Origin of the sequence: Chitinophaga sp., assembly GCF_017745275.1 — a bacterium.
Lineage (GTDB): Bacteria > Bacteroidota > Bacteroidia > Chitinophagales > Chitinophagaceae > Chitinophaga.
In genome coordinates, this window is sequence record NZ_JAGHZS010000001.1 from 1,410,965 (window position 1) to 1,423,686 (window position 12,722).

At 43.2% G+C, this 12,722-nt stretch carries 6 protein-coding genes; 2 read left to right on the forward strand and 4 right to left on the reverse strand.

Annotated features, from left to right (window positions below; all coding sequences use genetic code 11):
• Nucleotides 1-20: 20 nt before the first annotated feature.
• The 3 genes from J7623_RS05680 to J7623_RS05690 all read right to left on the reverse strand — a co-directional run bounded on the left by J7623_RS05680 (nt 21) and on the right by J7623_RS05690 (nt 6,044).
• Nucleotides 21-590, reverse strand: a complete 570-nt coding sequence (locus J7623_RS05680) for a Crp/Fnr family transcriptional regulator (protein WP_291918264.1) — start codon at nt 588-590, stop codon at nt 21-23.
• Nucleotides 591-756: 166 nt separating this feature from the next.
• On the reverse strand, nt 757-2,742 hold the full coding sequence (locus J7623_RS05685; protein WP_291918268.1) for a SusD/RagB family nutrient-binding outer membrane lipoprotein: 1,986 nt from the start codon (nt 2,740-2,742) through the stop codon (nt 757-759).
• An 11-nt stretch (nt 2,743-2,753) separates the two neighbouring features.
• Nucleotides 2,754-6,044, reverse strand: a complete 3,291-nt coding sequence (locus J7623_RS05690) for a SusC/RagA family TonB-linked outer membrane protein (RefSeq protein ID WP_291918272.1) — start codon at nt 6,042-6,044, stop codon at nt 2,754-2,756.
• A gap of 1,129 nt (nt 6,045-7,173) precedes the next feature.
• Here J7623_RS05690 and J7623_RS05695 point away from each other — a divergent pair.
• Nucleotides 7,174-9,759, forward strand: coding sequence for an alkaline phosphatase family protein (locus J7623_RS05695; protein WP_291918276.1), 2,586 nt, complete (start codon nt 7,174-7,176; stop codon nt 9,757-9,759).
• Nucleotides 9,760-9,932: 173 nt separating this feature from the next.
• Entirely contained in the window at nt 9,933-10,802 is an 870-nt protein-coding gene (locus J7623_RS05700; protein ID WP_291918279.1) for an isocitrate lyase/phosphoenolpyruvate mutase family protein, read from the forward strand.
• 116 nt (nt 10,803-10,918) lie between these two features.
• Here J7623_RS05700 and J7623_RS05705 read toward each other — a convergent pair whose 3' ends face one another.
• Nucleotides 10,919-12,706 (reverse strand): RagB/SusD family nutrient uptake outer membrane protein, encoded by a 1,788-nt coding sequence (locus J7623_RS05705; RefSeq protein ID WP_291918282.1) that lies wholly within the window; start codon nt 12,704-12,706, stop codon nt 10,919-10,921.
• Nucleotides 12,707-12,722 lie beyond the last annotated feature (16 nt).

The following is a 12,722-nucleotide window of genomic DNA, read 5'->3' on the forward strand; positions in this document are numbered from 1 at the left end:
TCGGAGTAAATGAACCTGGGTTAAGAAATGCGTTTCCGAATCCGGCTGAGTGCCTGCGGCGTAACGCCGATATAGGAAGCCAGGTATTTCAGGGGTACCTGCTGCAATAGGTAAGGCGCTTTCTGGAAGAGGTCCAGGTAGCGTTCTTCCGCAGATTTCAGGAGAAAAGACAGTTCTCTTTCTGACTTTAACAGCAATAGCTGTTCAGTAGCCAATCTTCCTATTCTCTCCACAATACTTAACCGGCGGTACATTTCCTGCAGGTCGTCGTAATGCATGCGCCAGGTATGGGTTTCTGTGAGCGTTTCTCCATAACACATGGAAGGTTTACGCGTATAAAAAGAGCTGAAAATACTCATAAACCAGCCTTCAAAAGAAAAGCCGATGGTGGTTTCATTGCCTTCTTTATCTTCTACATAAAAGCGTAGCAACCCGCTATCAACAAAGGTGAGGTAGTTTTCCGTTTCTCCTGCTTTCAGGTAAAAAGTTTTAGGGGGATAAATTTTCTGTTCAAACCGTGAAGAAAAAAGCTGCCAGTCTTCGTCGGAGATATCTACCTGTTTTCGTAATAATTCATGCATTTGTTGCATAGCCCACGTATTATACCTCAAGATAGGCTAAAATCCGGACGAGCTAATTCAGGGCCTTCTATAAAAACCAATAAGGCCGCACGATGGCGGCCTTATTGGTTTCTTCACGTTGCTATTAAACCGTCTGGCGGTGTCTACTCCACCTGCCAGAAAAGGTATTTTATGTTTATTCCAACACGTTTTTCCATTTGGTGGTACGACCGGTAAACCATAATGGCAGGTCCGGATTGTTATTTGGGCTGATAATTGACCAGCTTTCCGGATCGGAAGCCTGAACACTACTTGGATAAGTCATTCTTTCTTTCCATTTGTATCTGTCAAACATGGAAGCCGGGTTTGTACCCACATATTTAATCAATCTGCGGGCAGCGGTGTATGGCACTTCAAAGTTCAGCATATTGTAATGCAACTGCAGTTGATTAAATATTGCCTGTACTTGTTGCTGGCTTGACATTGCATCAAATTTCTGGGCGGCGTTCTCAGCAAAAGTGCTTGCATTATATTCCATGGCAGGTTTTGCATTGATCCTGGAATCATCCATGGTGGTTGGCATTGCCGGCATGGTTGTTTTGGAGTATTGATTTGAGTTATTCAGCTCATACCAATATTTGCAGGACAAGATAATCGCATTCTTATAGTGCTCACGCGCGCTACCATTCAGTGTACCAAAACCTCTTACTGCTGCTTCCGCCAATGAAAGCTCTGTTTCAACCGCATGAATAGTTGGATATTTCAGTGCGAAGTTGAATTCCGGACGTACATTATATGCGGCAACCAGATTTTTTTCAGTACCCACGTTTCCATCAGTATCCTCGGAATTAGCGAGTCTGCTGCGAAGTGCATTTAACAGGAATGATTCACGTTTGCTCAGATCTGCCTTTGATGCTGCGTCCAGTTCAATTGACAGGCTTTTGTTAGGACCATAATAAAAGGTGGTCTTTGTAATATCAGTCAAAATAGGATCGTTGATGTAGTAGCCACGCAGCACCTTATTTAAATAGCTATTTTCATCTTTATTGCCATCCCATTTTGTTTCTACACCCAGGTATCTGCCAATACAGTCTGGAGAGAAGATATAAGAAACACGCGGATCAACAGTACCATTCAACAAACCGGTTGCAGAATTATCGCCGGTAAAATAGTATAATGTTTTTCCGTTTACCACTTTGCTACCTTCAACCGGTTGGCAATACATCACGTCCTGCAGGAATTTTTTCCCTGCGGTGAAATCAGCACCTCTTTCCCTGAAAGAACGTGTAATACCTAATTCATTACAGATGCGATTCAGTGCAATAACAGCGATGTCGGCTATACCAGCTACATCGTTATAGTCGGTCATTAAAGGCTTGCCCTGCAGCTCTGTCAGCACTTGCTTCGTCAACGCAGGGGTTACCTCGCTTACGTTCATCGCACAGCGTAATCTTAATGAATTAATGTACTTACGCCATTTCAAAATACTTCCGCCAAAAAGGATATCCTGTTGACTAAAAGATGCCTGCTGGGTAGAAGTGAGTGTCAGATTCGCCAATGCATCATCGGCCACCTTAAAATCATTGATGATTTTAGGATAGATCTCAGACTGGCCCAGGTATTTGGCCTTAAGGCCGTCAAGGCCACCTGCTGAACCTGTTTCTATGTATGGCACCTTATCATACATGTCAGTAGCTCTTTCATAGGCGTAACCTTTCAGTGCATGCAATAAAGTGATATACAGGCTATCTAAATTGGTACGCTTCGCTTGTGGCGTGTTGTTGTATTCACGTTGCGCCCAAAGTACTGACGTCATCCACTGGGTATTCACAAAGTTGAAGATAGATTCGTTGAACCCACCAGTACCCCAGTCATGTTCAACATCAGCCAGTGTGTATCCGGTACCTTCTGCCATTACATTATAAATTTGAATGCCGCTGGCTGTAGTCCTTCCTCCACTTCTTACCTGGTGATAAACAGAACCGTAATCTCCACTTAAAAAGAAACCCTGGGTTAGCTGAGATGTGAAGAAGCCGGCGATAACGCTTACTCCTGACTTATCCGCCATATCCTTCGAATATCCATCCGGGTTCTGATACAAATCTTCCAGTGTCTTCTTACACCCTACGGAGGATATTAACAACGTAAGTAAGAAAAGTGATTTTAAATGTATGTATTTCATCTTAGTTGTTTTTAGAATTTAGTTTTGATAGAAATACCTATTGAACGTTGTGCAGGTAATGCAGTTGTTCCATAAGAGCCAACACCCCAGCCGGTTCCGTTAGTTGATTCTGGTATTGAATTCGGTGCAGCTTTATAAAGGTAAGCCACATTGTTTGCAAACACAGATAATACCAGGTTGCTCATACGAATCTTTTGAGCAATTCTCTTACTCAAAGTGTAATCGATGGCTACGTTACGCAGTGCGATGTAGTCGCTTTTGAAGATTCTGTCTTCAGGGAAGAAACCATTTGAGAAGTAAGAATCGTAATAGTAGTTATCTGCAGAAACCACTTTGGTATTTGGTTTACCATCCACGTCAACACCTGGCAATATCACACCGTCGTGGAAAGTAGGTCCGCCATTAGGGTTGTTACCTGCTACTTTTTTGGAATTTGCATCCAGATAATAAGCAACTCCACCGTGTGCAGCATCTCTATATTTCAAAGTTTCGTTCAATGCACCGGCAGCCATCATGTAAGTTTCTGTACCTGACAGGAAAGTAGCGCCAAACTGGTAGTCGATATTTGCAATAAGGCGGAAATTCTTGTAAGAAAAAGAGTTGAGGATACCACCTGAGATATCAGGGATTGTTTTACCAATCAATTTGGCAGTGCTCTTATAGTCGTAAGCAGAACCAGCGGCGTTCACCACTTTTTGTCCATTGTTTGGATCGCCTGGCTTATCATAAGTGTAAGTAGACTTAGTCAGGTAAAGCTGACCATATTCCTGGCCAACATTCGCTACGGAGTTTACGGCGCCGAATGCAGTCCATAAAGTGAGTGATTGTAATTTACCGTCCAGTTTCTCTACGATCGTTTTACCGTGTGCAAAGTTGAAGGTCAGATCCCACTGGAAGTCTTTCGTGAGAACTGGTTTGGTTTTAATAGCCAATTCCCATCCTGTGCTCATCACATCACCGGCGTTCATACGAACATTTTTAACACCCATTCCCGGAGGCGCTGCTACTGCCATGATCTGGTCGTAGATATGAGATCTGTAGAAAGAGAAGTCTACACCAATTCTTCTGTTTTCGAGCAAATAAGTTTCAGCTCCTAATTCAAATTCACGTTTACGCTCTGGCTTTAAGTTTGGATTTCCGTTGGCATCCATTGGAGGAAGATCAGCGGGAGGAGTCAACACATAACCACCACCGGTTTGAGAGGTAGCATAGTTAACGTTACTGAAATAGCGTGGACCCGGACGACCTACGTTAGCCCATGATGCTCTTAATTTGGCATAGTTAAATACTGTCGGTAATTTGAAGCTTTCGCTTAAAATCCATGATGCACTCACACCTGGATAGAAATAGCTGTTATTACCCGGAGGCAAAATAGAAGACCAGTCCTGTCTGCCCTGCGCTTCAATATACACCTGGTTTTTCCATGACAATTGTGCGGATCCGATTAAGCTGTACAATATATCCTCACCGTTTGTAAACTGGTACTGAGGCTGTACACCTAATGGCAAGTTGTTAAATGAGAAGTAGTTAGGAATAACGAGTTGTCCATAACCATTCACAGATGCTCCTTTTCCTTCTGCGCTGTTTTTCCTGATTACTCCACCTACAAAACCAGATAAATTAAAATCACTATTTATTTTAGTGTCGAAGTTCAACATTCCCTGGCCGTAGGTAGTTTTGTAGATATTTGTTACATCGCTATACATGAAACCACTATTAGGTCCCAGTAACTGCGGATCTAATAATTTACCTTTATATTCGTTCCGCTCTGTGCTATAATCTATTCCTCCCATTAATGTGGCACTAAAGATATCAGTGAGCTTTACATCAGCAGATAAAGACTGGATATTATGCAACCTGGTGAAATTGGATTTATTCTGGTACTGATCCCAAAGAAATCCTACCACTCCTTTTCTACCATTTGAGATCAGATTCCTATTGCTTGGGCTGGCAAAGAAATTATATCCATCAGGTGTCAGCAAATGTTCCTTTAACAAGCCCACATTGATATCCGCACTAAACGCGCCGATCTCAGCCTGCTGACCTTCCCCGTTCATGGTGCTCAGGTTGGCAGCATTCACGTTCTTAGAGATGAAAAAGTTGCCGGTATATTTAAGGGTAATGTTATTGTTTATTTTGTATGACGAGTTAAGGCTAAAAGTATTTTTGTTAAAATTTGAACCTGGTCTGATCGGCGTCATATTTAAATTAGTATAGGAGAAACGGTACTGTCCTTGCTCGTTTCCACCACTTACTGCCACATTGGAAGTATTTTGATGTCCGGTGTGGTAAAGATCATTGTAAATATTTTTGGTCTGTGCCTGCCATGGTCTTTCTACACCGTCCCACCACATTACTTTTACGCTTGGGTCAAATTTTGGACCGAATGCCTGGGCACCAGTACCATCTCCCAATGTAGTAGCCAATGTTCTTTTTCCATTCACCAGGTAAAATCCATCCGCATCATTCTTTGGATTGCTGGGGCTGGAACCTGAACCATATTCATTTTGAAGTTTAGGCATGAATGCAGCACGATCCCATGAGGTGGTGAAAGAAGCTGCTACGCCGAGTCCTTGTCCTTTAGTACCGCTTTTGGTGGTAATCAACAACACGCCATTCGCACCTTCACTACCATATAGTACAGATGCTTTCGCTCCTTTCAGTATTTCCATAGAAGCAATGTCGTCAGGGTTGATATCGTTAATTCCTGTTCCATTATCACGATCTGTGGCAGCAAAACCCATCTGCGTATTCTGGTCGTGGATGGGTACCCCATCTATCACAATCAATGGACGCGTAGAAGAATTTTGGTCAAAAGATACTGCGTTACGAATGTTGATTTTCATACCAGCTGAAGGACCAGCTGCTGTTGCAGCCACCTGTACACCTGGTGCGGCGCCGTAGAGTGCCTGTAAAGGATTGGTAGGTGTACCGGCAATCATAATCCTGTCAGCATCTATTTTGGATACCGCATAACCTAAAGCTTTCGCCTGCTTTTTGATACCCAACGCCGTCACTACTACTTCATCAGCAGTGCGTACACTAGACACTAACGTTATGTTCATTGTAGCCGTAGCCGGCAGTTCCTGTGTTACAAATCCAATGTAAGAAATGATCAGCCTTGCATCTGGCTTTACATTAATGGTAAATGTACCTTGTTTGCCGCTCAACACACCGTTGACGGTACCTTTTTCGCCCACAGTAGCTCCTTCAAGAACGGCACCTGTGGCGTCCTTGATGACACCTGTAACCGTCATTTTTCCCTGCCCATAGGCAAACATACTTCCTATGCAAAAGAGCATAAAGAGTAATAGACATCTTTTGGTTGACTGCATCTTTTTGTTGTTTTTAAAATTGAATAGAACTGATTTTTGGTATAGTATTTTGATTGGAATTTTGTTGATGGAGATATTCTACTAATACATTCCAGTTAAACTATTTGTTGTCGGCCAGCGCATAAAAATTTGACACATACAATATGACGTGGATTGTATATGGTACTGTATGCAACATTCTCATCAAATGACAAAAGATACCTGGCTTTGTTCATGGTTTCTGTACTATAACCTGTAACATCATTAATCGTTCTTCCTCGCAGCTTCCATCCCATCAGTTGATAATGATTGAATTTATATGGGTACCATTTTTTTTGTTCCCTACTCATTCTCCTGATTGATACGTTTTGGCAAGGCAGCAGCTACTACACTATCGCTTAGTGCCAATTAGCAATGTTTAGTAAGCTTGAATTTAATAAAACCGGATAAAGGTGTCCCTCCTGAAAGACATCGCTTATCGTTCATCAACGCTACTTGATGATAGCATTTATTTTAACGTGCATCTGCTTATTAATAACAAAGTGATTTATAAAAAATTCTGGTTATTTAGTGAAATTCTGGCTGAGTGTTTTAACGGTAAATCTAATTATTGCTGCTCCTGATTGAATTTACAGTTAAGAAATAAATATTGCAGGTTGATAAGCGCTGGACGAAATATGTTGGTAACTTTTTGATTAAACGTTTTAGCTACTCATAAAATAAAGAAGTGTATCGCCTTTTCCTTTGCTCCGAATGCCCTTTTTCTTCTTTCTCAAACCTATGTAAAGTTTTCCAAGTGACGCAATTTTTTAACAACTTTTTTACAAAAAAGTTAAGATTGAATTATTTTTTATTAAAATAGAATCATTATTATCTCCAATTCACCTGTCTTAATAAGAAAAATTATTAAGATAAAGGAGGGTTGACAGGTACGATAGAGGATCAATTCAACCCTGGCTAACACCGAAAGTATAACCACAAATTAACCGGCATCTTTTCATTCCTAAAATTATCTTTGCAACAACTTACTCATCTGAGCTGAGCCTGCCGCTATATTTGTAAATCCGCACCCAATAAGGGATGCGCAGTTAGTGAACATTTCAACAATTACTAAAACATGATCAGGACCGGATCTTCTTTTTTTCCAAAAATCTTTTTCGCCGGGCTTTTACTGGCCACACCAGATACACAGGCACAGGTGGCGACACCTCATAAGGACGTCAGAAAGCCTGTAGATACCGCCTGGAGCCATTCTTTGGCAGGCGACAAACTGTTGGCGAATGCCCAGTTACTTAATCCGGCAGGACAAAGTCTCAATCTGGCAAAAGGCACCAGGGTACTTAACCTGGAGTTCGTGCAGCATCAGCATATCCTCATCGCCAAAACCAATAACCAGTTAGCTGTTATTGATGCAAATGATTTTAACACGCTCAGTAAAATCGACTATCCCGATAAAGAATCAGGCTCCATGAATGGCCTGGCTGTTGACGACAACGACTCTACTATTTATTTTACCGGGTTGGAAAAGCAGCTATATGTGGGAAATGTAAACCCATCCGGCACCTTTACCCTGACAAAAAAGATCGATCTATCCGCAAATAATAAAAAGACCAACCCACTGGGAATAGGGCTATGCGGCAATAATATTGCCTTTGTAGCCCTCGCCATTCCTAACGAAATCGCGGTTGTTGATCTTTCCAAAGACAAAGTACTAAGCAGGATTCCGGTAGGTGTTTGTCCTTATGCTATCATCATCAGTAAAGACAAAAAACTTGCATTCGTCAGCAACTTCGGAGGTCCACATGCCCGAAAGGGAGACAGAACAGAGCAATCAGCCGGAACAGATGTTGCCGTAGATGAAAGATCCGTAGCGCTGCGGGGCTCCGTGGCAGTTATTGATATTGCATCCAGGAAAAAGATAACAGAGATTACCACCCGTATACACCCGGAATCAATGACACTGTCTCCGGACGGCAAATCCCTGTATGTTACAGACGACAGTGGCGATGGCATCAGCGTAATAGATACCAAGACGCTGAAAGTAGTACATACCATTAACACCAAACCGGATCCCTCTCTTCCCTATGGTAGCCTGACTACCGCCCTGGCATTCAGCGCCGATGGAAAAACACTTTTCGCCGCCAATGCCGGCAATAACGCTATTGCACTCATAGATCCCAGGCATCCACAGAAAGCTCCTTATGGCTTTATTGCTGCAGGAGGCTTTCCCGGCACGATTAACATTGCCGGAAATAATTTATTCATCGGAAACGTAACGGCCGTAAAAGGAGAGATCCAGAAAGTAGCACTTCCCGCCACCCCTGCTGAATTAAAGGCCTATACGGCCGAAGCCAGCAAAGGATTTCACTTTATAGATCTTCTTAGAGCACAGGCCATAAGTAATGCTAAAACTACCCCTAAACCAGTACCAGACCATGTTGGAGAACCTTCCTCCATCAAACACGTGGTATATATTATCAAAGAGAATAAAAAATTTGACCAGGTACTCGGTGATATCGGAAAAGGAAACTGCGATCCCAAACTGGTGGAATTTGGGAAAGAAATAACTCCCAACACACACGCCATTGCCCAACAATTTGTGCTGCTGGACAACTACTATTGCAATGGCGTTAACTCAAGCGATGGACACCAATGGGCTATACAAGGTATTACGACTCCCTACCACGAAAAAGATTTCTCTAACGGGCATTGTGCCTATGATTTTGGAACAGATCCATTGTCTTATGCCGGCTGTGGATTCATCTGGAACCACTTACTACGCAAAGGCATTTCATTCAGGAACTTTGGAGAAACAGACCTCGCTGAAATAACCAAAGGAAAAACCTGGACCGATGTATATAATGCCTGGAAAAATAAAAATGACTCTGCACAGTATAAATGCTCCTATGCGATGAAAAGCCTGGAGAAATACAGCGACCTGCGTTATCCCGGCTGGAACATGAATATTACCGACCAGGTCAGGGCCGACGTATTTATTGAAGCCCTGAAAGAATACGAAACAGCAGGCAACCTCCCTGAATTTATAATTGTTTATTTACCTAATGATCATACCAGTGGTTACGGCGAACAATCACCTACTCCCCGTGCCTATGTAACAGACAACGACTGGGCCACCGGCCGCGTAGTAGAAGCACTTTCAAAAAGTTCCTTCTGGAAGGACATGGCCATCTTTATCAATGAAGATGATCCGCAAAGCGGCACCGACCACGTGGACGGGCACCGCTCCTTTTGCCTGGTGGCAGGCCCACTTGTTAAACGTGATACCGTCATCAGCCACTTTTATAACCAATCATCTGTATTACATACCATCTGTCAGATATTCGGTGTGCCACCCATGAATCAACTGGTTGCAGTGGCGCCGTTAATGACCGACTGCTTTAATCAAACGCCTGACTATACCGGCTATAATGCCCTGGTACCAACAGTTGCCATCAATGAACTGAACCCTCCCAAAAACCAGATCAAGAGTAAAACCACTGCCCGGTTAGCACCGCTGACACAAAAAATGGATTTCTCTAAACCAGATCTGATCGATAGGGACGCTTTGCTATTCAGCGAATATGTTTGGTCTACCATACATGGCGACAAGCCCTTTCCCAAAGCATACTTCGGCGCACATCAAAAGGGCTTGAAAGCGCTTGGTCTGAAAGCAGATCCTAAGTCGGAAGAAGATGATGATTAAGAAAATATAACTGTTATCCCGTGCTGAAAGCGTTTCAGCACGGGGATTTTTACCCCTCCCCTCTTTCACAACAATATTTTTCCGGTATAACAGAATACCTTAACTTAAGGTCTCCTAAACGTGGTGTCTACACAAGAAGAAGTTAGTTTTTCTCATCTCAGCATATCAGGATTATGGTCTCTAATATTCAAAAAGAGAAAGCTGAAAAATTTCTCAAATTCCATCATGACGAAGAAATATTGGTACTGCTAAATTCCTGGGATATTGGCAGCTCCAGGTTAATAGAAGCATGTGGTTATAAAGCCATCGCAACAACAAGTATGGGAATGGCTGCCTCTCTTGGATATCCCGACTGCCAGGTGATGCAATTGCCTGAGCTGATCCAGATTATTTCCGGTATCGTAAAAGCAGTACAAGCGCCGGTTACCGTGGACATAGAAGCGGGATACGGAAATAATTCAGATGAAATAATTGAATCGGTTAAAAAGATCATTGCCACAGGAATAGTCGGCGTTAACATCGAGGACAGCATCAATTTAAGTCCCGCTCTTATTGACGAAACAGAATTTTGTGAAAGAATAGCTGCTATCCGCGCTTTATCGGACTCACTGGGTTTTCACCTGGTCATTAATGCCAGAACAGATGCTTTTTATACTTCATCTGCCTCGCAAAAAGAAAAATTATCTGAATCCATCAGGCGAGGTAATAAATACCGCGAAGCCGGCGCTGACTGTATATTTGTTCAACCCGTATGGGACAAACCCTCCATTGCCACACTGGTAAAGGAAATTCATGCGCCTGTTAACATTCTGTTCAACCCCACCATTGGAGATGGTGTACCTCCATCCATCCGCGAATTACAAGATATGGGTGTGGCCAGGTTAAGCCTCGGTTCAAGCTTAATGAAAGCTACACTGGCGTTGATTAAAAAGGCAGCGGATGAAATTTTGAACCAGGGAACAAGTGAAATTTTATTGGAAGCGATGATGCCGGTGGCGGAGACAACAGCGGCTTATAAGATGGCTATTGGGGCAGGGAAATAACCGGGCGGCCCAAAAGAACCGCCCATTGTTTAATGTCCATTTTTGAAGCACCTCGTACTCATCAAAAGCGATCCTACCCCATTTGCCGGACTTTTAGCGGAAGGGAGGTTAAACGATTACCATCCTGGATTCTGACCCAATTTTGTATTTAACGTGGTTTCATTTGTCGGGATAGGCAATAGGTAATCCCGGTTCAGATTAAATTTATATCCCTGATCCATGGCCGCATAAGGCTTATAAGGATCAATATATCCTTGTGCATTGACAGGTAGTGCAGCCTGCGCCCTGAGAAAATCGGCTGTGGCACCGGGATAGTTGTCCCATTGTTTCTTGTATGCTCCCAAAGGACGTTTACCAACAAGTAACTCATCTGCTGCTGCCCAACGGAAAATGTCATCCATCCTGTACCACTCTGCCGCCAGCTCAATTTTGCGCTCCCTGCGAATTTCATTTAATATAGGCGATAACGTAGCAAACTCCCGGTTAGGATCAGATGGAATATTCGCTAATTGTAACAAGCCGTTAGTCATACCTACCCGCATGCGTAAGGCATTAATCGTTTTGTCTATGTCAGATTGGGAGATGATTCCCAGTTCCGCCTGGGCTTCTGCATATGCCAACAAAATTTCTGCATAGCGTATGTATATGTATCCCTGTGTACTTTGAGAGGCATTGAATTCTGTATAATCTCCGGTATGTCCTTTATACACCTGATAACCGGTGGAGGTGTTATTAGCACCATTGATCTCGAAAGTGGGCGTTGTAAAAAAGAGATTGGTTTCATACCATTTCACATGTTTACCATCATCCACACAAATCGTTTGTCTCAACCGGGGATCACGATTAGTGACAACATCTTTTAAAGAGTGATCTCCTGCATATAACGGGCTGCTTGCAATAGGAAGACCATCCAGACAGAGGTAGGAATCAACCATGCTTTTAGAAAGCCCCATTCCTGCACCGTTTATGGAATAACGCGTCCAGGTGTGCGTCACCTGGTCAGCCACCGAATATTTGTGCCACAAGAGTATTTCCTTGCTGGCAGCATAATCTTTTCTGTTAAATAACAACCAGTAGCCATCTTGCACCCCAACATTGTCCAGCGCCGGGAAGCCACTGGCTTCAGACATACGGATCAGAGCTCCGGCAGCATCGGCTGCTTTCTGAATAAATTTGGTACCATTGGAACCATCTACTTTGAAGGGTGTTCCTTTCTGACCATGGTATTTTTCCCAGGTACCTTCATACAGTGCAATCCTGGCCTGCAAAGCTAATGCTACTTCTTTGGTGACATGTCCCGTCCAGACGCCTCCTCCCCTCACGGGAAGATAATTGATGGCATTGTCCAGGTCTAGTAAGATAGAGTCCACCACCTGGTTGCGGGGTAGTCGTCCTGCATAAAGCTGATCTGATGCCGGAGACAATGTGGTAGACGACCATGGCAGATTTCCGAATTTCTTCAGCTTATCAAAGTAGAAGATGGCTCGGAAAAATAATGCTTCGCCCACATATTCCTTCACTTTATCCCAGGGAGCATTCACCTTTTTATAATGATCCATAAAGTAGTTGATATTACGCAGTGGGGCCCAGTCATCCGCAGCCCAGCCACCACCGGAAGAAGGAACCGTCATCTCACCATTCATTCGTCTGTTGTAATTGATCCCTATATTGGTTTCGCTGCCATCGCTGGCATCAATGGTATAAGGGCCGGATCCCCAGGCCCTGCGTGAGGGTAACAGCGCATCCTGGTTATAAAAATTGTTCACATACAGCTTTAAGTCATTGGGGGATTTCCAATAGTCAGCGTCGCTGATATTAGCCAATGGCATGCGTTCTAAAAACTTGTCGTTACAGGCAACTAACAATAGTATTAAGCTTGCCCATGCGTATATAAATTGTTTCATACTATATCGTTGGAAT